18 protein-coding genes are annotated in these 21504 nt (G+C 73.9%); 10 read left to right on the forward strand and 8 right to left on the reverse strand.

Features of this window, described 5'->3' with window-relative positions; all coding sequences use genetic code 11:
* Window positions 1-48 precede the first annotated feature (48 nt).
* From V1J52_RS07565 to V1J52_RS07585, 5 genes are read right to left on the reverse strand one after another with little or no spacing between them, the layout of a single operon-like run.
* Entirely contained in the window at window positions 49-1359 is a 1311-nt protein-coding gene (locus tag V1J52_RS07565; protein ID WP_330138872.1) for a DUF58 domain-containing protein, read from the reverse strand.
* Window positions 1360-1374: 15 nt separating this feature from the next.
* On the reverse strand, window positions 1375-2340 hold the full coding sequence (locus V1J52_RS07570) for an AAA family ATPase (RefSeq protein ID WP_330138873.1): 966 nt from the start codon (window positions 2338-2340) through the stop codon (window positions 1375-1377).
* Entirely contained in the window at window positions 2337-3539 is a 1203-nt protein-coding gene (locus tag V1J52_RS07575; protein WP_330138874.1) for a DUF4350 domain-containing protein, read from the reverse strand. Before V1J52_RS07575 ends, V1J52_RS07570 begins: the two co-directional genes overlap by 4 nt.
* A complete protein-coding gene (locus tag V1J52_RS07580) occupies window positions 3536-4222 on the reverse strand; it encodes a DUF4129 domain-containing protein (protein WP_330138875.1) in 687 nt (228 codons plus the stop codon). Before V1J52_RS07580 ends, V1J52_RS07575 begins: the two co-directional genes overlap by 4 nt.
* 4 nt (window positions 4223-4226) lie before the next feature.
* Window positions 4227-5483 (reverse strand): DUF7847 domain-containing protein, encoded by a 1257-nt coding sequence (locus tag V1J52_RS07585; RefSeq protein WP_330138876.1) that lies wholly within the window; start codon window positions 5481-5483, stop codon window positions 4227-4229.
* A 110-nt stretch (window positions 5484-5593) separates the two neighbouring features.
* Between V1J52_RS07585 and mtnA the strand changes: the two genes are divergently transcribed.
* From mtnA to V1J52_RS07620, 7 genes are all read left to right on the forward strand, one after another.
* Window positions 5594-6706, forward strand: coding sequence for an S-methyl-5-thioribose-1-phosphate isomerase (mtnA, locus tag V1J52_RS07590; protein WP_330138877.1), 1113 nt, complete (start codon window positions 5594-5596; stop codon window positions 6704-6706).
* Window positions 6703-7380, forward strand: coding sequence for a two-component system response regulator MtrA (gene mtrA / locus V1J52_RS07595; RefSeq protein ID WP_165302778.1), 678 nt, complete (start codon window positions 6703-6705; stop codon window positions 7378-7380). The genes mtnA and mtrA overlap by 4 nt, the downstream gene beginning before the upstream one ends.
* Window position 7381: 1 nt before the next feature.
* Window positions 7382-9412: an MtrAB system histidine kinase MtrB gene (gene mtrB / locus V1J52_RS07600; protein WP_443075746.1), complete on the forward strand. Its 2031-nt coding sequence runs from the start codon at window positions 7382-7384 to the stop codon at window positions 9410-9412.
* Entirely contained in the window at window positions 9402-11234 is a 1833-nt protein-coding gene (locus V1J52_RS07605) for an LpqB family beta-propeller domain-containing protein (RefSeq protein WP_330138879.1), read from the forward strand. The genes mtrB and V1J52_RS07605 overlap by 11 nt, the downstream gene beginning before the upstream one ends.
* Before the next feature lie 51 nt (window positions 11235-11285).
* A complete protein-coding gene (locus tag V1J52_RS07610; protein ID WP_330138880.1) occupies window positions 11286-12101 on the forward strand; it encodes a ComF family protein in 816 nt (271 codons plus the stop codon).
* Window positions 12102-12536: 435 nt separating this feature from the next.
* Window positions 12537-13232 (forward strand): ribosome hibernation-promoting factor, HPF/YfiA family, encoded by a 696-nt coding sequence (gene hpf, locus V1J52_RS07615; RefSeq protein WP_330138881.1) that lies wholly within the window; start codon window positions 12537-12539, stop codon window positions 13230-13232.
* 194 nt (window positions 13233-13426) lie between these two features.
* A complete protein-coding gene (locus V1J52_RS07620; RefSeq protein WP_443075747.1) occupies window positions 13427-14173 on the forward strand; it encodes a response regulator in 747 nt (248 codons plus the stop codon).
* 93 nt (window positions 14174-14266) lie between these two features.
* Here V1J52_RS07620 and V1J52_RS07625 read toward each other — a convergent pair whose 3' ends face one another.
* Window positions 14267-15457 carry a winged helix-turn-helix domain-containing protein gene (locus tag V1J52_RS07625; RefSeq protein ID WP_330138882.1) on the reverse strand — a complete coding sequence of 397 codons (1191 nt, stop codon included), beginning with the start codon at window positions 15455-15457 and terminating at the stop codon, window positions 14267-14269.
* A gap of 42 nt (window positions 15458-15499) precedes the next feature.
* Window positions 15500-16081 (reverse strand): GNAT family N-acetyltransferase, encoded by a 582-nt coding sequence (locus V1J52_RS07630; protein ID WP_330138883.1) that lies wholly within the window; start codon window positions 16079-16081, stop codon window positions 15500-15502.
* A gap of 197 nt (window positions 16082-16278) precedes the next feature.
* On the opposite strand from V1J52_RS07630, the gene secA reads away from it, so the two are divergent.
* The gene (secA, locus tag V1J52_RS07635; protein ID WP_330138884.1) at window positions 16279-19110 is read left to right on the forward strand and encodes a preprotein translocase subunit SecA; all 2832 of its coding nucleotides are present in this window, start codon (window positions 16279-16281) and stop codon (window positions 19108-19110) included.
* Between the two features lie 110 nt (window positions 19111-19220).
* Here secA and V1J52_RS07640 read toward each other — a convergent pair whose 3' ends face one another.
* A complete protein-coding gene (locus V1J52_RS07640; protein ID WP_330138885.1) occupies window positions 19221-19655 on the reverse strand; it encodes an Rv3235 family protein in 435 nt (144 codons plus the stop codon).
* 320 nt (window positions 19656-19975) lie between these two features.
* Between V1J52_RS07640 and V1J52_RS07645 the strand changes: the two genes are divergently transcribed.
* Together V1J52_RS07645 and V1J52_RS07650 are read left to right on the forward strand one after the other, a co-directional pair.
* On the forward strand, window positions 19976-20476 hold the full coding sequence (locus tag V1J52_RS07645) for a DUF6912 family protein (RefSeq protein ID WP_330138886.1): 501 nt from the start codon (window positions 19976-19978) through the stop codon (window positions 20474-20476).
* A 165-nt stretch (window positions 20477-20641) separates the two neighbouring features.
* The gene (locus V1J52_RS07650) at window positions 20642-21313 is read left to right on the forward strand and encodes an HAD family hydrolase (protein WP_330138887.1); all 672 of its coding nucleotides are present in this window, start codon (window positions 20642-20644) and stop codon (window positions 21311-21313) included.
* Window positions 21314-21504 lie beyond the last annotated feature (191 nt).

The raw sequence follows: 21504 nt of genomic DNA on the forward strand, positions 1-21504 counted from the left end.
ATGGGTCCGGCAGGACGTTTCCACGTCCTGCGGATCCCTTTCCCTTTCTTACAGGCGGCCTGCGGCCTTGAGGGCGAGGTAGGCGTCGGCGAGTGCGGGGGCCAGTTCGTCGGGGCCCGCGTCGACGACGGTGACGCCGTGTCGGCGGAGAAGGTCGGCCGTCTGCCGCCGTTCCGCCTGGGCCTGTGCGGCGGCGGCAGCTTCGTACACGCCAGCCACGGTGCCCCGCTGTTCCGACATGGCCTGCACTCGCGGGTCGGCGACCGAGGCGACCAGCACGGTGTGGCGCTGGGTGAGTGCGGGAAGCGCCGGCAGCAGACCCTCCTCGACCGGTGCGGCGTCGAGGCCGGTCAGTACGACGACCAGAGCGTGGCGGCGGGCGCGGCGGAGGACGGCGGAGACCATGCCGCGGGCGTCGAACTCCACCAGATCGGCTTCCAGCGGAGCCATGGCACCGACCAGCGCGGGCAGCGCGTCCTTGGCGGTGCGTGCCTGGAGCGACGCGCGTACCCGGCGGTCGTAGGCGAGGAAGTCGGCGCGGTCACCGGCGCGGGTGGCGAGCGTGGTGAGGAGGAGGGCGGCGTCGAGGGCCGCGTCCAGCCGGGGCACGTCACCGACCCGTCCTGCGGCGGCGCGGCCGGTGTCGAGGACGATCAGGACGCGGCGGTCGCGTTCCGGACGCCAGGTCCGTACGGCCACGGAGGACTGCCGGGCTGTCGCCCGCCAGTCGATCGAGCGGGTGTCGTCACCGGGTACGTACTCCCGGAGGCTGTCGAACTCGGTGCCCTCCCCGCGCGTGAGCACACTGGTGCGGCCGTCGAGTTCCCGCAGCCGCGCCAGCTTGGCGGGCACGTGCTTCCGGCTTTCGAAGGCGGGCAGGACCCGTACGCTCCACGGCACGCTGTGGCTGCCCTGCCGGGCCGCGAAGCCCAGCGGGCCGTACGAACGGACGGTGACGCGTGCCGCGTTCCGGTCCCCGCGTCGTACGGGGCTCAGTGTGGTCGTCAGGCGGCGTCGTTCGCCCGCGGGGATCGTCAGGGCGTGGCGGGACGCCGCCGCCTCCGTGCCCCGGCGCCAACTGCTCGGGGGCCAGGCGTCGCGCAACCGGGCACGCAGGAGGCGGTGGCTGGGGTTCGTGACGGTGAGGTGCACGGCCGCTTCGTTGCCCAGTCGAACGGATGTATCACCGGAACGGGTGAACTGGAGCGTTCGTACTGGCGCGGCCCGGAAAAGGTCGTACAGAATGGCGAACGCGAGGGGAAGCTGGACGGCCAGGAGGCCGGTCCAGCCGGGGAGCAGAAAACCGACGACGAGTGTGCCGAGGGCGGCGACGAGTGCGGAGCGTCCGGTGAGGGCCATGACCGACTCACCAGCTCATCGCGGGACGGGTACGTGGGCGAGGATGGAGTTGATCACGCTGTCGGGGGTGACGCCCTCCATCTCCGCCTCCGGGCGAAGCTGGACGCGGTGGCGGAGTGTGGGTAGTGCGAGTGCCTTCACGTCGTCGGGAGTGACGTAGTCGCGGCCGGTGAGCCAGGCCCAGGCACGTGCGGTGGAGAGCAGGGCGGTGGCTCCGCGTGGTGAGGCACCGAGAGCGAGTGAGGGGGATTCACGCGTGGCACGGCAGATATCGACGATGTAGCCGGTGACCTCGGCTGAGACGGCGGTCATGGCGACAGCCGCGCGAGCAGCCGCGAGCTCGTCGGGACCGGCGACCGTGCGGACGCCGGCGGCCTGGAGGTCCTGCGGGTTGAAGCCCTCGGCGTGGCGGGTCAGGACGCTGACCTCGTCCTCCCGTGAGGGCAGGGGCACGTTGAGCTTGAGCAGGAAGCGGTCGAGCTGGGCTTCGGGCAGCGGATACGTGCCCTCGTATTCGACGGGGTTCTGGGTGGCGGCCACCAGGAACGGCTCCGGCAGGGGGCGCGGCATGCCGTCCACGGTCACCTGCCGCTCCTCCATGGCCTCCAGGAGGGACGCCTGCGTCTTGGGCGGGGTGCGGTTGATCTCGTCGGCGAGCAGCAGGTGGGTGAAGACGGGACCGGGCTGGAAGGAGAACTCGGCGGTCCGGGCGTCGTAGACGAGCGAGCCCGTGACATCGCTCGGCATCAGGTCTGGCGTGAACTGGACGCGCTTGGTGCCCAGGTCGAGCGTGGCCGCCAGGGCACGGACCAGCAGCGTCTTGGCGACCCCGGGGACGCCTTCGAGGAGCACGTGGCCGCGGCACAGCAGGGCGACGACGAGCCCGGTGACGGCGGCGTCCTGGCCGACGACGGCCTTGGCGATCTCCCCGCGCACGGACTCCAGGGCGGCGCGTGCGTGGGCTGCGGAGGGGGCGCTCACGAGAGGTCCTTGTCTGTCGAAGAGGGGGTGATGCGGCGTTCCAGCAGGTCGAGTTCGTCGGCGAGGCGTACGAGCGCCGTGTCGTCGGCGGGCGCAGGGCCGAAGAGGACGGCTTCGGCCCCGTGGCGGTCGCCGGTGTGTGCGGCGAGGGCCGCGAGGAGGTGCTCCGGGCTGTGCGCCTGGACGCTGGGGACGCCCAGCAGCGGCGCGAGGCGGGCACGGGCGGCGGAGCGGAGGACGTCGGCGGCCCGGTCGCGGGCGCGGGCCTGGCGGTAGAGCCGGGCGCGTCCCTCGGTGGCCTCGGCAGCGGGCACGGTGACGGGCAGCCGCTCGGGCACGAGGGGGCCCAGGCGCCGGGCGCGCCAGAGGGCAGCGAGGGCGACGGCGACGGCGAGTTGCAGTGCGCCCCACCGCCAGCCGTCGGGGACGAGGCCGATCAGGCTCTCGTCGGCGGCGTCCTGGGCGGCGGGGTCGGCGGGCGAGGGGAGGTACCAGACGAGATGACCACGGGAGCCGAGGAGCTGGAGCGCGAGGGAGGCGTTGCCGTGCTGGTCGAGCCGGTCGTTGCGGAGGAAGTCGGCGGAGCCGGTGACGACGGTGTCGCCGCCCGCTTCCGCCGGGACGCGCAGCAGTGTGGGCAGGTCCTCGCTGGGATAGCACGCGTCGACGGGGTCCGCGGAGGTGGCGTAGCCGATGCCGCCGAGATCGGCGGTCCCGGCCCGGCGGGCGAAGGCGGCCGGGCAGGCGGGGCCGAGCGTGGCGGATTCCACGGCGGCCACGGCCCGTACCCCGGGCGCGAGGGTGGAGGCGGCACCGGGTCCTGGGGCGAGCAGGACGGTACGGCCCCCGCTGGGGGAGGTCGCCGTCCGCAGTGCCGCGAGCTGCCGGTCCCCGAGGAGGTCGGGGCGGGTGACGAGGAGTGTGGCGCCGGGTGCCGTGGCCCGTACCGCCTCCTCGGTGGTGGTCACGACCGTGACGTCCACGCCGCGTTCTTCGAGGAGTTCGGCGATCGCCCGGCTTCCGGCCCGGTCGGGGGAGCGGGGGTCGAGGGAGCCGTGCTGTTCACCCGAGCGGACGACGGCGATGACGATGCCGGCCACGAGGAGGACGGCGGCTGCCAGGAGCAGTCCCCGGGCGCGGGTCCACAGGTGCCGGGCGGTGGGGGAGACGGACGTCGTCGGCGTGGTCGCTGGGGTCACGCGGTGTCTCCGTCCGGGCGTACGAGACGGGGTCTGGCCTGCTCCAGGGCCGTGTCCAGGTCGCGCAGCCGGGCGTGGGCCGGTTCGGTGCCGGGGTGGCCGGCGTACGTGACCTCGTCGAAGGTGCGGGCGGCCGCGCGCAGGGCGGCGGCGTGGCCGGGCAGGGCCTCACCGGCCTCGCGGGCGGCCTCGTCGGCGGTGCGGCCGGGACGGGGGTCGAGCAGGGCCCGTTCCTCCAGGGCGCGGACGATGGCGCGCATGCGTTCCTGGACGGCTTCCGTCCACTCCCGGGCCGTGGCGTGCCGTTCGGCGGCGGCGCGGTGGTCGGCGGCACTGCGCGGCGCGTCGTGGAAGAGCGCGGCGCCCGGCCTCGGGGCGCGGCGCAGCGGGCCCAGCCGGAGCCGCAGCGCCACCAGGAGGGCGACGGCGACGAGGAGGATGGCGGCGAGGCCGGTCCAGCCGCCCGGGGTGACGTCCACTGCGGAGTCGAGGAGCACGGCGACGCGGTCCAGGAACCAGTTGACGGCGCGTTCGACGAGGCCGGGCTCGTCCGCGCGGTACACCGGCTCGGACAGTTCCCGTTCGGCGGCCTCCCGCGCGGTGTCCCGGTCGATGGTGACCGGGACACCGTCGTCGCTCGCGGGCCGCACCACCGCGTGCGGTGCCGTGGTCGCACGCGTCATCGTGTCAGCTCCCGGGCGGGCCGGGCCGAGGGTGCTGGGGCGAGGCTCCGGAGACGCCGGCGGCCCGCGCGAGTTCGAGGTCGAGCGCCTCGCGGCGGATGCGGGCGTCGATGTAGAGGAGCGCCGTCACCCCGGCGCTGAACGGCAGGGTGATGGTGGAGGTGATGACGGCGCCGATGCCCAGCACGATGAGGTAGGGCCAGGAGAACGTGGCCGGTACGCCCAGCAGCCCGCCGGGCTCCCCGCTGACCGCCGCCGCCAGCAGCTGGGCCGGCAGGGAGATGACGAAGCCGAGCACCATCACCAGCAGCACGGCCAGGAGCTGGATGCCGAAGAGCCGCCACCAGGAGCCGCGGACCAGCTTGGCGGAGCGGCGCAGGGAGCCGAGGACGCCGCCGCGCTCCAGCATGAGGGCGGGGGCGGCGAGGCAGTAGCGAATCCACAGCCACATCATGGCGGCGATCCCGGCCAGGGCGCCGAGGAGCACCAGCGCGGCGCCGGCTGCGCTGGCCCCGGCGGCGATGAGGAGCAGCCCGGGGAGGAGGCAGAGCAGCAGCACGCCCACGATGATGAGCGTGATGAGCAGGAGCAGGCCGAGCAAGCGCAGCAGCAGCGGCCGGGCGTCCTGCCACGCTTCGGCCACGGTCACCGACCGGCCCAGCACGGCGCGGCTGACGACCATGGTCAGCATGGCCGTGGCGATGACGGTGCCGATCATCGCGGCGAGCATGCCCACGCCCTCGTTGCTGAACGTGGTGCTCATCGCGTCGGTCAGTTCGTCGGTCGTCGGCGTGGGGTCGTTCTGCAGAGCGGCCATCGCCCGGTTGTCGCTGAACCACAGGCCGGTGACGAGGGTGGCGATCAGCTCCACGCACACCGCGACCCCGAGGGCGATGCCGAGCACCGGGCGCCAGTGGGCGCGCATCGTGGAGACGGCGCCGTCGAGGATGTCGCTCACGCCGAGTGGCCGGAGCGGGATGACGCCGGGCTTGGCGGCGGGTGCGAACCGCCAGTCGGGCCGTCCGCCGCCCCAGCCGTGCGGCTGTCCCGGGCCGCCGGACGGGGGCGTGCCGGGCGGGGGCGGCGGTGCCGGTCCCCAGCCGCCGGGTGCGGCGGGCGGCGGCTGCTCGGTGGACCAGCCCGTGGGCTGCGGCGGTCCGGCCGGGCCCTGCGCGGCGCTGTCGGACGGGTCCCGGCCGCGGTCCTCGGAGGATCCGGACCCGGAGGCACCGGGAGACGCCCAGCCCGGAGAGTCGTTCACTGCTCATCACCTCGGTCACGGGGGCACTGGCTGGCAGCCATCGTGTCATGGGGGCCCGTGCCGTGTACGGGGCCCTGCCCCTGCGGGCGGGAAGCGGGCAGACTGGGCGGATGGCTGATCACGAAGCGACAGCGGTACCCGTCCTGCGCTGGGCCGAGCCGCCGGAGGGCCCGGTCGTGGTGCTGCTCGACCAGACCCGGCTGCCGCAGGAGGAGAGCGAGTACGTCTGTACGGACGTGCCCGCGCTGGTGGGAGCGATACGGGCGCTCCGGGTGCGCGGGGCCCCGCTGCTGGGGGTGGTGGGCGCGTACGGCGTCGCGCTGGCCGCGGCACGGGGGTACGACGTGGAGGAGGCGGCGGAGCGGCTGGCGCAGGCGCGTCCCACAGCGGTCAACCTGGCCTACGGGGTGCGGCGTGCGGTGCGGGCCTTCCGGGAGGCCGGGGCCCGGGGCGCCGGCGCCGAGGGGGCGGCGGCCGCCGCCCTGGAGGAGGCGAGAGCCCTGCACCGGCAGGAGGTCCGGGCCAGCGCGGGGATGGCCGAGCACGGCTGGGCGCTGCTGCGCGAGCTGCTGCCCGGCGGCGGGCTCCGGCTGCTCACCCACTGCAACACGGGCACGCTCGTGTCGGGTGGTGAGGGCACCGCCCTGGCGGTGGTGCGGGCCGTGCACCGGGCCGGGGAGCTGCGGCGGCTGTGGGTGGACGAGACGCGCCCCCTGTTCCAGGGGTCCCGGCTGACCGCCTTCGAGGCGGCCCGGGAGGGCATGCCCTACACCGTCCTGCCCGACAGCGCGGCCGGTTCGCTGTTCGCGGCGGGTGAGGTGGACGCCGTCCTCGTCGGTGCGGACCGGATCGCCGCGGACGGGTCGGTCGCCAACAAGGTCGGCAGCTACCCGCTGGCGGTGCTCGCCCGCTACCACCACGTGCCCTTCCTTGTGGTGGCGCCGCTGACGACGGTGGACCTGAACACGGACGGCGGCTCCGCCATCGAGGTGGAGCAGCGTGGAAGCCAGGAGGTGACGGAGCTGGCCCCGGGGTTCGCCATCGCACCGCTGGGCGCGCAGGCTTACAATCCGGCCTTCGACGTGACGCCGCCCGAGCTGGTCACGGCCATCGTCACGGAAGCGGGAGTGGTCTCGCCGGTGACCCGTGAGAGCCTGGCCGAGCTGTGTACCCGATCACGCGCACAGGCACCACCGACAGGTAATGGGATGATGAACGCATGAAGGGACGCGTCCTCGTCGTTGACGACGACACCGCACTGGCCGAGATGCTCGGCATCGTGCTGCGGGGCGAGGGATTCGAGCCGTCGTTCGTCTCGGACGGCGACAAGGCGCTCGCCGCCTTCCGGGAGACCAAGCCCGATCTGGTCCTCCTGGACCTGATGCTGCCCGGGAGGGACGGCATCGAGGTGTGCCGGCTGATCCGGGCGGAGTCCGGGGTGCCGGTGGTGATGCTGACGGCGAAGAGCGACACGGTGGACGTCGTCGTCGGCCTGGAGTCCGGCGCCGACGACTACATCGTCAAGCCGTTCAAGCCGAAGGAGCTGGTGGCGCGCATCCGGGCGAGGCTGCGGCGTTCGGAGGAGCCGGCCCCCGAGCAGCTGGCCATCGGCGATCTGGTGATCGACGTGGCGGGGCACTCGGTGAAGCGGGACGGGCAGTCCATCGCGCTGACGCCGCTGGAGTTCGACCTGCTGGTGGCGCTGGCCCGCAAGCCCTGGCAGGTCTTCACCCGGGAGGTGCTGCTGGAACAGGTGTGGGGCTACCGGCACGCGGCCGACACCCGGCTCGTCAACGTCCATGTGCAGCGGCTGCGCTCCAAGGTGGAGAAGGACCCGGAGCGGCCGGAGATCGTGGTGACGGTGCGTGGTGTGGGGTACAAGGCGGGGCCGAGCTGAGATGGCCGGGCGCGGTTCCGTCCCGCCGGAGGCGGGGACGGGGCGGGAGGCCGGTCCCCGGTCCGCGCCAGGTGTCCTCGGGCCGGTGCGGCGCGCGGGGCAGCTCCTCCCCGAGGGGCTGCTCGCCGAAGGCGCCACCGGTGGCCGTGCCCATCCGCTGTTCCGCATGTTCGTGCGCTGGGTGCGGCGGCCGCTGCTGCCCGCGGTGCGGCTGTGGCGGCGCAACATCCAGCTCCGGGTGGTCGCGGCGACGCTGGTGATGTCGCTCGGCGTCGTGCTGGTGCTGGGTGTCGTGGTGATCGGGCAGGTCCGCAACGGGCTGCTCGACGCCAAGCAGCAGGCGGCGCAGAGCCAGGCGGCCGGGGGTTTCGCCGTGGCCCGGCAGCTGGCCGACAGCGCCGCCAGCGGGGCGGACCCGGCCGAGGGCGGGCCGAGTGTGGTCAACGCCGGTGCCTGGCTCACCCAGCTCGTGCAGCAGCTCGCCAGCGGTGGCCAGGGCGTGTACTCGGTGGTGACGCTCAGTTCCCAGGACGTCACCATGCCGTTCGCCACTGAGGACGCGGGCAACACCCGCGGTCCCCGGGCCTTCGGGGAGGTGCGTCCGGAGCAGTCGGTCTCGCAGGAGATGCGCAGGGAGCTGGACGCCAGCTCCGACACCCACCAGCAGTACGGCGAGATCGTGCGCTCCGACGGGGAGCGCCAGCCCGCGCTGATCATCGGCAAGCGGCTGAACGACGCCAACGGGGACCCGTACCAGCTGTACTACCTGTTCCCGTTCACCCAGGAGGAGAAGTCGCTGGCCCTGGTGAAGGGCACCCTGGCGACGGCCGGGGTGTTCGTCGTGGTGCTGCTGGGCGCGATCGCCTGGCTGGTGGTGCGCCAGGTCGTCACGCCGGTGCGGATGGCCGCCGGGATCTCCGAGCGGCTGGCCGCCGGGCGGCTCCAGGAGCGGATGAAGGTGACGGGCGAGGACGACATCGCCCGTCTGGGTGAGTCGTTCAACAAGATGGCTGCGAGTCTCCAGCTGAAGATCCAGCAGCTTGAGGAGCTGTCGCGCATGCAGCGGCGTTTCGTCTCGGACGTGTCGCACGAGCTGCGCACCCCGCTGACCACGGTGCGGATGGCCGCGGACGTGATCCACGAGGCGCGGGAGGACTTCGACCCGGTGACGGCGCGCTCGGCCGAGCTGCTCCTCGGCCAGCTCGACCGTTTCGAGTCGCTGCTCGCCGAGCTGCTGGAGATCAGCCGGTTCGACGCGGGGGCCGCCGCGCTGGAGGCGGCGCCGACGGACCTGGGCGAGGTCGTCCGCCGGGTGGTGGAGGGCGCGCAGCCGCTCGCGGACGCCAAGGGCAGCCGGGTGCGGATCGTGGGTGCGGACCAGCCGGTGATGGCGGAGGCCGACACGCGCCGCGTCGAGCGGGTGCTGCGCAACCTCGTCGTCAACGCCATCGAGCACGGTGAGGGGCGGGACGTGGTGATCCGGCTCGCCGAGGGTGAGGGCGCGGTGGCCGTGGCCGTGCGGGACTACGGGGTGGGGCTCAAGCCCGGAGAGGCGCAGCGCGTGTTCAACCGCTTCTGGCGGGCCGACCCGGCCCGGGCCCGTACGACGGGGGGCACGGGGCTGGGCCTGTCCATAGCCATCGAGGACGCCCGGCTGCACGGTGGCTGGCTCCAGGCGTGGGGCGAGCCCGGCGGCGGCTCGCAGTTCCGGCTGACGCTGCCGTGCACGGCGGGCGAACCCCTGCGCGCTTCGCCGGTCCCGCTGGAGCCGGTGGATTCGCGGCGGCGCCGGTCCGCCCGGGTGAAGGCCCTGGCCCCGTCCGGCGAGGGCGCCCCCGGCGTCGCAGGCGTCGCAGGAGCGCCCGGCGGCGCCTCCGGTGGCGCGCCTGGCGGCGGCTCCGGTCGTCCTGCCGAGCCCGCGTCAGGTCAGGCCGCGGGCGCGGGGCACGCCCCGTCCGGCCCGTCCGGCCGTCCCGCGCCGCCGGTCGGGGCCGACTCCGAACGGGTGAGGGGCGGCCACCATGAGAGCTGACCGCCTGCGCGGCGCGGCGGCGCTGTCCGTGGCCTGTGCCGTACTGCTCACCGGCTGCGCCTCCATGCCGTCCAGCGGCGACGTGCGGCCGGTCAAGGCCCCGCAGCGGTCCGACGCCGAGTCGCAGGTGCGGGTCTTCGGTGTGCCGCCGCAGCCCGGGGAGCAGCCGCCGCAGATCGTGCGCGGCTTCCTGGAGGCGACGACCAGCGACGAGGCGGACTACGCCACCGCCCGCGAGTACCTGACCGAGGAGCAGGCCGCGGCCTGGAACCCGTTCGCCGGCACCACCGTCGTCTCCGGCGGTCCGGACGTGCCGCCCGGCGGCGTGCTGCCGGACGCCGAGGGCAGCGGCTACACCGTCGAGGTCACCGGCACGCGCGTCGCGGAGGTGGACGGCAAGCACTCCTACGCTCCCGACGAGGGCCCGTACCTGGCCGGGTTCCACCTCAGCAAGGTGGACGGCCAGTGGCGCATCGACCAGCTCCCGGACGGGCTGGTGCTGGGGGAGGCCGACTTCCAGCGGATCTACCGCTCGGTGAACACCTACTACTTCGCCGGTCTCGGCCAGGAGGCGCGCGCCCTGCCGAGCGGCCGGAACGTGCTGGTGGCGGACCCGGTGTATCTGCGCCGCCGCATCGATCCGGTCGCCGACACGGTGCGGGCGCTGCTGAGCGGTCCCACGAACTGGCTGCACCCGGTGGTGACGTCCGCGTTCCCCACCGGCGTGCGGCTCGCCCCCCGGCAGCGGCTGGCGCTGGACGACTCCGGCGCGCTGGACGTGCGGCTGACCACCGGCGACGAGGGGCAGCCGCTGCGGGTGGACCGCACGCAGTGCGTGCGGATGGCCGCCCAGTTGCTGCACACCGTGGACGACCAGTCCTCGACCCGGGTGGGACGCGTCTCGCTGGCCGACGCGCGGGGCACCGAGCTGTGCGGCCTCGGCCGCGAGGAGGCGCGCGGTTACGCGCCGGGCATGCTGAACGGCCAGTCGCCGATGCAGTACTACCTGGACGGTGAGCGGCGGCTGCTGTCGCTCGGTGAGGAGCAGGAGAGCGGGCTGCCGGTGGACGGCCCGTTCGGCACCCGTTCGCTGCCGATGCAGCACGTCGCGGTCAGCCGCGACGAGTCCTGGGGGGCGGGCGTCTCGCTGGACGGCCTCCGGCTGTACGTGGAGCCGCTGCACGAGGGGGAGGGCTTCCGGGACCCGGTGGTGACCAGCGGCGGTGCCCGGGAGCAGGACCGGCTGACGGCGCCGAGCTGGGACGGCCTGGGGGACCTGTGGGTGGCCGACCGGGATCCGCGCGACCCGCGGCTGCTGCGCCTGCCGGGCGGCCGGGGGGACGCGCAGCCGGTCGAGGTGCGGGGCCTGGGCGAGGGGCGGGTCGAGGCGCTGCGTGTCGCGGCGGACGGTATCCGCATCGCGCTGCTGGTGCGGGAGGACGACCGGACGATGCTGTGGCTCGGCCGCGTGGAGCGGGAGAACGACGCGGCGGGCGAGCCGGGCGCGACGGTGACGGGGCTGCGTCCGGTCGCCCCGCAGCTGGAGAACGTGGTGGCGGTGTCCTGGGCGGGGGACAGCAGGCTGGTGGTCGTCGGCAAGGAGTCCGGCGGCGTCCAGCAGGTGCGGGTGATGTCCACCGACGGCTCGCCCGGCGTGCCCGCCAAGCTGCCCGGCGTCAACGAGATCGAGAGCATCGCCGCTTCGGAGGACGAGGAGAAGCCGCTGCTGGCGGACTCCGCCGAGGGCATCGTGCGGCTGCCGCGCGACGGGGACTGGCACGAGGTCACCGACAGCGGTTCCGCGCCGGTGTATCCGGGGTAGCTCCGCCTCGGGAGCACGGGGCTGCCCGGAGAACGAGAGGGGGCGGTCACCGTGCGCGGCTGGTGGCAGGAGCTGGCGGATCTGGTGCTCGCGGCGGAGTGCGCGGGGTGCGGGGCGCCGCGCGCCGCGCTGTGCGGACGCTGCCGGGGGCTGCTGACCGGTGACGCGCGGCGCGGGGCGTCCGCCGGGGCGGTGCCGGTCGCGCCGGCGGCGGCGGTGCCGGGCGGGCTGCCGGTGTACGCGGCGGGGGCGTACGCGGACGAGGTGCGTGCCGTGCTGCTGGCCCACAAGGAGCGCGGCGCGCTGCGGCTGACGGATCCGCTGGGCGCCGCGCTGGCCGGGGCTGTCCGCGCGGTGCTCGGCGGCGTCACGGGCTGGGGCGCGGGCCCGGACGGAGGCCGGGGCGCAGCGGGTCCGGGCGGGGTGCCGCTGCTGGTGCCGGTGCCCTCGGGCAGGTCCGCGGTAGCGGCCCGCGGTCACGACCCGGTACGCCGGATGGCGCTGGCCGCGGCGGCCTCACTGCGGCGGGACGGGGTGCCCGCGCGGGTGCTCGGCGTGCTGCGGCAGCAGCGGGAGGTGGCCGACCAGTCGGGGCTGGGCGCCGGGCAGCGGCGGCGCAACCTCGCGGGCGCCCTCGCGGTTCCCGCGGCCGGTGCCCGGCTGCTGGGCGACGGCCCGGTGGTCCTGGTGGACGACCTGATGACCACCGGCGCGTCGCTGGCGGAGGCCGCCCGTGCCGTCTCGGCGGCCGGGGGGCGGCTGCTGGGCGCCGCCGTGGTGGCCGCCGCACCGGTCCCGCCCGCCCCGGTGCGCGTCCGAACGGGTGAGGGTGCCACGCGTGGGCGGCGCCGGGGAACGGCGTGGTGACCGGGGTGTGGGCGGCTGGTGAGCATCACGGTGCATGAGGGGAGTCGCGCCGGGGCAGGAAGGGCCTACCGGACGCCGCCCGGCGGCCGGGGACAACCGCACACGGAGTTTGCGACGAGGAGTACGCGCCGGTAGGGGGTGCCGACTCTCCCCCAGTAGGGGTACGTTCGGTATAGAGGAGACGAAGCGTTCCGCATTCCGCCCATCGGCGGACGTCCCCGCGAACGGAGTCAGCGCGGCCCGCCGCGCACCGGTCCTCACCGGCCGCCCCCTCTCGGGAGTGGGTGGCGATCTTCCCGATGGGGGAGAAGGAGGTGGAGTCGCAACCCGACGTAGTGCCGGAGGGCGACCGGGGTTCACCGGGAGCTGCCGGCCTCAGCGCACCAAGGACGCGCTCCGTCCGGCTGGCGGAGCGGTCCGGGAACGGAGTTCTGCGTGGACATCGTCGTCAAGGGCCGTAAGACCCAGGTACCCGAGCGGTTCCGGAAGCACGTCGCCGAGAAGCTGAAGCTGGAGAAGGTCCAGAAGCTCGACGGCAAGGTGATCCGGTTGGACGTTGAGGTGTCCAAGGAGCCCAACCCCCGCCAGGCCGACCGGAGCGACCGGGTGGAGATCACGCTGCGGCACCGGGGCCCGGTGATCCGGGCGGAGGCGGCGGCGGCCGATCCGTACGTGGCGCTCGACCTCGCGGCCGAGAAGCTGGAGGCCCGGCTGCGCCGCCGGCACGACAAGCGCATCTCGCGCCGCGGCGCCGCCCGCATTCCGGCCAGTGACGTCGCCGCGGCCGTGCCGGGTGTCGCCACACTGAACGGCAACGGCGAGCTGGGCGCCGGAGAGGAGCAGGCGCAGGAGGCGCCGGCGGTGCGGAAGGCGGGCCCCCTGGAGGTGCAGGGCGACGGGCCGCTGGTGGTCCGCGAGAAGACCCACAAGGCCGCCCCGATGACCCTGGACCAGGCGCTCTACGAGATGGAGCTGGTCGGCCACGACTTCTACCTGTTCGTCGACTCCGACACCAAGCAGCCCAGCGTCGTCTACCGGCGTCACGCCTACGACTACGGCGTCATCCACCTCGATCCCGACCCCTTCGCGGACGAGGTGCCGCCGGGCGCCGGAGGCTCCCTGGGCGGCTGACCGGCCGCTGCCGCCGCCCCGGCCGGGCCTGGAGGGCCCGGCCGGGGCGGCCGGTGCCCGCACGGTGCCACGTTCGGCCTGTTCGGACGCTCCGCGGGGGCGCGCGCCCCCGATAGCATGAGCGCCACGACCAACCGGCGGCGTGCTCAACCCGGTTGGTGCCGACCGGGTATTGCCCTGCTGGGGGAGGAACGATGGCGGACAGCTTCGGGCCCACGATGCCCGCCGGATACCAGGGCGCCGCCCCGGCCCGGACGTACGACGCGTACGGCGAGAAGGGTGAGCCCATCCGGGTGCTGGTCGTCGACGACCACGAACTGTTCCGCCGCGGTCTGGAGATCGTCCTGCAGTCCGAGGAGGACATCCAGGTCGTCGGCGAGGCCGGGGACGGGGACGGGGCCGTGGCGAAGGCGGCCGACCTGCTGCCCGACATCGTGCTGATGGACGTGCGGATGCCCCGGCGCGGCGGCATCGAGGCGTGCACCGCGATCAAGGAGGTGGCGCCCAGCGCGAAGATCATCATGCTGACGATCAGCGACGAGGAGGCCGACCTCTACGACGCGATCAAGGCGGGCGCGACCGGTTACCTCCTCAAGGAGATCTCCACCGACGAGGTGTGCGCGGCCATCCGCGCCGTCGCGGACGGGCAGTCGCAGATCAGCCCGTCCATGGCGGCGAAACTGCTGACCGAGTTCAAGTCGATGATCCAGCGCACGGACGAGAGCAAGCTCGTCCCCGCGCCCCGGCTGACCGACCGGGAGCTGGAGGTGCTGAAGCTGGTGGCGACCGGGATGAACAACCGGGACATCGCCAAGGAGCTGTTCATCAGCGAGAACACGGTGAAGAACCACGTGCGCAACATCCTGGAGAAGCTGCAGCTCCACTCCAGGATGGAGGCCGTGGTCTACGCGATGCGCGAGAAGATCCTGGAAATCCGCTAGCCAGCCCGCCAGCCCGCACGCCACAAGCGCACCCGCTCGCCCGCACCCGCGCCCGCCGCCGGGGCCGACGCGGGTGCGGGTGCCGGGCCGCTCTCAGCCGCCGGACGGTCCGGTTCCGGCCAGTTCGCCGGTCAGCGCGGCGGCCAGGGCCGGATCGTCGCAGCGTTCCACGCGGACGTCGTCGCAGCCGACCCAGCCCGCCGCCTCCCACAGCGCGGCGGCCATCGGGGCGGCGGCGCGCGGCCCGTCCAGTGACACCTGGCGGGCCACCAGCGTGCGCCCCTCCCGCGCCGGGTCCACCCGGCCCAGCAGCCGTCCGCCCGCCAGCAGCGGCATGGCGAAGTAGCCGTGGACGCGCTTGGGCTTGGGCACGTACGCCTCCAGGCGGTGCGTGAAGCCGAAGACGCGCTCGGTGCGCGGCCGGTCCCAGATGAGCGAGTCGAACGGTGAGAGCAGCGTCGTGCGGTGGCGGCCGCGCGGCGGCGCGGCGAGCGCGGACGGGTCCGCCCAGGCGGGCTTGCCCCACCCTTCGACCTCGACCGGCACCAGTCCGGTGTCCGCTATGACGGAGGCGACCTGCTCACCGCGCAGCCGGTGGTAGTCGGCGAGGTCCGCCCGGGTGGCGACGCCGAGGGCGGCTCCGGCCTGGGCGACGAGCCGGCGCAGGCAGGCGGCGTCGTCCAGGCCGTCGTGGAACAGACGGCCGGGCACGGCCCGTTCCGCCAGGTCGTACACCCGTTTCCAGCCGCGCCGCTCGCCGCACACCACCTCACCGGTGTCCAGCAGCCACTCCACGGCGATCTTCGTCTCGGACCAGTCCCACCAGACGCCGCCGTTCTTCGCGCCGCCGAGTTCGGTCGCGGTCAGCGGGCCGTCCGCCGCGAGCCGCTCCCGGACCCGGGCGCAGGCCGCCTCGCGGTCGGCCAGCTGGTGCCAGCGCTGGCCGCGCTCCCGGTAGGCGCGGCGGCGGAACGCGAAGTACGGCCACTCCTCGACGGGCAGCACGCACGCGGCGTGCGACCAGTACTCGAAGGCGTGGCCCCCCGACCAGTACGCCGACTCCACCGCCGCCCGGCCCACCGCGCCGAGCCGGGCGTAGGGGACCAGCTCGTGCGAGCGGGCGAGCACGGAGATGGTGTCGAGCTGCACCGCGCCGAGTGACCGCAGCACCCCGCGCACCCCGGCCCCGCGGTCGGGCGCGCCCAGCAGTCCCTGGGCGCGCAGCGCGATGCGCCGGGCCTCGTCTGCGGACAGGGACAGCACGGGAGCCGGGGCAGCAGTCATGCCCGTCACCCTAGAGGCGGCCACCGACAGGCGGGGCCCGGGTCAGGCGGAGGGCAGGTAGGGGGTCAGGCTCCGGCGGCCCCAGTCCGAGGGCAGCAGCGCCGCCGTCCAGGCGTCCTGCCGGGTGCCCCGGTGGAGGATGCGGGCGCGCTGCACGCCCTCCATGACGAACCCGAGGCGCACCGCCACGGCCCGCGACGCCTCGTTGCCGACGTGCGCGCACCACTCCAGGCGTTCCACGCCCAGTGCCGTGAACGCCCAGTCCACCACCGCGCGGGCGGCCTCGACGGTGTAGCCGTGCCCGCGGTGCTCCCTGGCCGTCCAGTACCCCAGCTCCGCCTGCCGTTCGGCGGTGTGGAGCCGGTCGAGCTGGACCAGGCCCACGGACCCGGCCAGATCACCGGCGAGGGTGAAGACGCCGAAGTTGTACAGGGTGTTGTCGCGCCACCCGGCGGGGCTGACGTTGTGCACGAAGTCCTCGGCGTGCTCGCGCTCGTAGGGGTCGGGCACGCTCGTCCAGCGCGGGATCTCCGGATCCTGGCAGGCGGCGAGGACGGCGTCCGCGTCGCGCGGTTCCAGGGCGCGCAGCAGCAGCCGTCCGGTGGTGAGGGTCACGGGGTCCATGGCGCGATTGTCCCGCGCGTCCGCGGGCACGTATCGCGGCCCCGGCACGTTGGGGGTACTGGGGCGGTCGCCCCTCGCATACGATGGCCGGTGCGGCACAGCCCTCGGCAGACAGAGGGACAGCCCTCGGCAGGGAGAGGGAAAGCCAAAGCACCGCACGACCGTGCCAGGCCCGACCGGCAAGGAGACCAGCCCTAGTGTCCGTCTTCAACAAGCTCATGCGTGCAGGCGAAGGCAAAATCCTGCGCAAGCTGCACCGCATCGCGGACCAGGTGAATTCCATCGAAGAGGACTTCCTGGACCTCTCCGACGCCGAGTTGCGTGCCCTCACCGACGAGTACAAGGAGCGGTACGCCGGAGGCGAGAGCCTGGACGACCTCCTCCCCGAAGCGTTCGCCACCGTGCGCGAGGCCGCGAAGCGGGTGCTCGGGCAGCGCCACTACGACGTGCAGATCATGGGCGGTGCCGCGCTGCACACGGGCTACGTCGCGGAGATGAAGACCGGTGAGGGCAAGACCCTCGTCGGTACGCTGCCCGCCTACCTCAACGCCCTTTCCGGGGACGGCGTGCACTTCATCACCGTCAACGACTACCTGGCGCAGCGCGACTCGGAGATGATGGGCCGCGTCCACAAGTTCCTGGGCCTCCAGGTCGGCTGCATCGTCGCCAACATGAGCCCGGCGCAGCGCCGCGCGCAGTACGCCTGCGACATCACCTACGGCACGAACAACGAGTTCGGGTTCGACTACCTGCGCGACAACATGGCGTGGTCGAAGGACGAGCTGGTGCAGCGGGGCCACAACTTCGCGATCGTCGACGAGGTGGACTCGATCCTCGTGGACGAGGCCCGCACCCCGCTGATCATCTCCGGTCCGGCGGACTCGGCGACGAAGTGGTACGGGGACTTCGCCAAACTGGTCAAGCGGCTGGAGCGCGGCGAGCCCGCCGACGTGCGGCTCCAGAAGCCGGAGTCGGGCGACTACGACGTCGACGAAAAGAAGCGGACCGTCGGCATCCACGAGGCCGGCGTCGCCAAGGTCGAGGACTGGCTGGGCATCGACAACCTCTACGAGTCGGTCAACACCCCGCTGGTGGGCTACCTCAACAACGCCATCAAGGCCAAGGAGCTGTACAAGAAGGACAAGGACTACGTCGTCATCGACGGCGAGGTCATGATCGTCGACGAGCACACCGGGCGCATCCTCGCGGGCCGCCGCTACAACGAGGGCATGCACCAGGCGATCGAGGCGAAGGAGGGGGTGGACATCAAGGACGAGAACCAGACGCTCGCCACGATCACCCTCCAGAACTTCTTCCGCCTCTACGACAAGCTCTCCGGCATGACCGGTACGGCGATGACCGAGGCCGCGGAGTTCCACCAGATCTACAAGCTCGGCGTGGTGCCCATCCCCACGCACCGGCCGATGGTCCGCGCGGACCAGGCCGACCTGATCTACCGCACCGAGGTCGCCAAGTTCGACGCCGTCGTCGAGGACATCGTGCTGAAGCACGAGAAGGGCCAGCCGATCCTGGTCGGCACCACCTCGGTGGAGAAGTCCGAGTACCTCTCGCAGCAGCTCACCAAGCGCGGCGTGCGCCACGAGGTGCTCAACGCGAAGAACCACGAGCGTGAGGCCGCGATCGTCGCGCAGGCCGGCCGCAAGGGCGCGGTGACGGTCGCCACGAACATGGCGGGCCGCGGTACGGACATCCAGCTCGGCGGCAACCCGGAGGCCATCGCGGAGGCCGAGCTGCGTGCCAAGGGGTACGACCCGGACGAGCACATCGAGGAGTGGGCCGAGGCGCTCCCGGCCGCGCTGGAGCGGGCCGAGACGGCCGTCAAGGCCGAGCACGAGGAGGTCAAGGAGCTGGGCGGGCTCTACGTGCTGGGGACCGAGCGGCACGAGTCGCGGCGCATCGACAACCAGCTCCGCGGCCGCTCCGGCCGTCAGGGCGACCCGGGCGAGTCCCGCTTCTACCTCTCGCTGGGCGACGACCTGATGCGGCTGTTCAAGGCGCAGATGGTCGAGCGCGTCATGGCGATGGCCAACGTGCCCGACGACGTGCCGATCGAGAACAAGATGGTCACCCGGGCCATCGCCTCGGCGCAGTCGCAGGTCGAGCAGCAGAACTTCGAGATCCGCAAGAACGTCCTGAAGTACGACGAGGTGCTGAACCGGCAGCGCGAGGTCATCTACGCCGAGCGCCGCCGCGTCCTGGAGGGCGAGGACCTGCACGATCACGTGCGGCACTTCATGGACGACACCATCGAGGCGTACGTGCACGCCGAGACGGTCGAGGGCTTCGCCGAGGACTGGGACCTGGACCGGCTGTGGGGCGCCTTCAAGCAGCTCTACCCCGTCTCGGTGACCGTCGCGGAGCTGGAGGAGGAGGCGGGCGACCGCGAGGGGCTGACCGCCGACTTCCTCATCGAGGCCGTCAAGGACGACGTCCACGCGCAGTACGAGGCCCGCGAGCAGGAGCTGGGCTCGGAGATCATGCGCGAGCTGGAGCGCCGCGTGGTGCTGTCGGTGCTGGACCGCAAGTGGCGTGAGCACCTCTACGAGATGGACTACCTCCAGGAGGGCATCGGGCTGCGGGCCATGGCCCAGAAGGACCCGCTGGTCGAGTACCAGCGGGAGGGCTACGACATGTTCCAGGCCATGATGGACGGCATCAAGGAGGAGTCCGTCGGCTACCTGTTCAACCTGGAGGTCCAGGTCGAGCAGCAGGTCGAGCAGGTCCCCGTGCAGGAGGCGCGGCCCACGGGCGCGACGCCGGAGCCGGCCGGGGCCGGGGACGCCGTTCCCGCGGGCGCCCGTCCGGCGATCCGGGCCAAGGGCCTGGACGCCCCGCAGCGCCCCGACCGGCTGCACTTCTCGGCGCCGACGGTCGACGGCGAGGGCGGTGTCGTCGAGGGCGACTTCGAGGCGGAGGCCGACGGCCCGACGACGCGTTCCTCGGCCGACGGCATGACCCGCGCCGAGCGCCGCAAGGCGCAGAAGGGCGGCCGTCGCCGCAAGAAGTGACCGCCGCGTGCCGCGGGTGCGGCGACGCGGAGGTGTTGACGTGGGGCGGGGAGGCCGGACGGGTGCGTCCGGCCTCCCCGCCTCTCCGCGTTCCGGCACCGGCGTCCGGGTCAGCCCACCGGCCGGACGTCCAGTTCCACGGCGGCGCAGCGCCAGCGGGAGCCGGTCTGCTCCAGCCGGAAGGCGAACGCGCGGGTGCGGTCGCCGCTGCGGATGCGGGCGTACGCCTCCAGCGCGCCGGGACCGGGCGTGGCGCAGCCCACCTGGAGCAGCACGGGGGCGGCGGCGGGACGTCCCGCCGCGGCGGCCCGCAGTGGGGCGAGCGGGGCGATGCGCACGAGCTGGTCGTAGGCGGTGTCGTTGGTGTGCCCGAGCAGGGTGTGCACGGGGCGCAGACCGCTGAGGACGAGCAGCAGCCGGTGGGCGAACCAGTAGTGCGGCAGCCGTTCGCGGGCGCCGCGGCGGGCGGCGGCGAGCGCGGTGCGGGACGGGCGTCGGGCGTCGGTGCGGCCGGGTGGCCGGCGGGTGCCGTGGGTGGCGGTCATGTGGTCCCCGTGGTGGGAGTGGTGCGGGAATGGGGTGGTCCGGCGGTCCGGACGCCCGGCGGCGAGCGGTGCTACCGGGCAGTAGCTTCCGGCACCGGTTGTAGCGAGACCGTGACCCGTGCGCAAACACCCCGCACGGGGCCGCGGCACGCGTCCGGTGTTCACCTATCCGGTCTGCCGGGGCCTTCCGCGTTGACTCCGTGCGCCGCTGACCTGCGCCGGGAGGCCGGCACCGGCCGGACGCACCCGACCGGCCCAGCCGGTCCGCGGCCCGTATGCTGGCGGGCACCCGGCACCGGCCTCACACGAAAGCGGCAGTCATGCGCCTCTACGTTCCCCTGACCCTTCCCCGGCTGGCGGTGGCGCACCGGCAGGGCGAGCTGGGTCCCGCACCGCTGACGGCCTTCGCGGTCACCCCGGCGCTGCGCGAGTGGTACCTGTCGGACGACATCGAGGAGCTGGAGTACGCGGCGCTCGGCCGCGCCGCCCTCGCCTCGCTGCGGCTGCTGGCCGACGACCCGTCGGCGCCCCGGCGCCGGGTCGTGGCGGCCGTCGAGGTGCCGGACGCCTCGGTGCGCCCGGCCGACCACGCCCTGGACCCGGTGGCGCTGGGCCAGGTGCGGCTGGACGCCGCGGTGCCGCTGTCCCGGGCCGCCGCCGTGCACCTGGACGCCGAGGAGGCGCAGGAGGACGTGCGGGCCGCCGCGCGGGCACTGCCCGCCGCCGACGAGGGCGACGACGACGCCCGCTTCACGGTGGACGGCGCCGACGACCACGAACTGCTGTGGTTCGCCACCCAGGAGATCGAGCACCTGCTCTGAGCGGACCCGGTCCCGGCGCGCCTCCACCGGCCCGCCCCCTCAGCCCGCCCCCTCAGCCCGCTCCCACCGCCGCCCGCCCCACCGGCGCCCGGGTGCGGCCGTCCGGGGCGTCCGTCCCGTGGAACGGGATGCCGGACGGCCGGTGGCGGCCCGTATCGTCGGGACATGGCACCGGCGCGGCAGACGATCCACATCGTGTGGGACTGGAACGGCACACTCCTGCACGACATCGACGCGGTGATCGAGGCGACGAACCTCGCCTTCGCCGAGGTCGGCATCGAGCCCATCACGCTGGAGCGCTACCGCGAGCTGTACTGCGTGCCCGTGCCCCGCTTCTACGAGAAGCTCACCGGCACCCTGCCCACGGACGAGGAGTTCGCGGTGCTCAACGAGGTCTTCCACCGCCACTACTTCGACCGGGTGGACACCGTGACGCTCGCCCGCGGCGCGGCGGAGCTGCTGGCGGCCCGGCAGGCGGCCGGAGGCACCCAGTCGCTGTGCTCGCTGGCCCCGCACGACCACCTGGTGCCGCTGGTGCGGCGGCACGGCATCGAGGACCACTTCGTCCGGGTGGACGGGCTGACCACGGCGGTGTCCGGACACGGCAAGGCCGCGCACATGGCCCGCCACCTCGCCACGCTGGGCGACGTGGCGGCCTCCCGCACCGTCGTCATCGGGGACGCCGTGGACGACGCGCTGGCCGCCGCCCACGTCGGCGCGCACGCGGTGCTCTACACCGGCGGGTCGCACAGCAGGGCCAGCCTGGAACGGGCCGGGGTCCCGGTGGTGGACAGCCTGGCCGAGGCCGTCGAGACGGCCGAGCGCGTCGCCGCCTGAACGCCCGCGTGCGGCCGGGCCGTGCCCCGGCCGCACGCCGGAACCGAACGTCCGGGCGGCAGGGCGTCCGGACGGTGCCTTCGCTGTCCGGAGTGTCCAACGCACGGCTCCGCTTTTGTACACATGCGGCCCATGACGGCCCCCGGCCGCGGGGCGATAGCCTGGACCCGTGATCAGTGCGATAGCCGGGC

It is taken from the genome of Streptomyces solitudinis (assembly GCF_036323765.1).
Classification (GTDB): domain Bacteria; phylum Actinomycetota; class Actinomycetes; order Streptomycetales; family Streptomycetaceae; genus Streptomyces.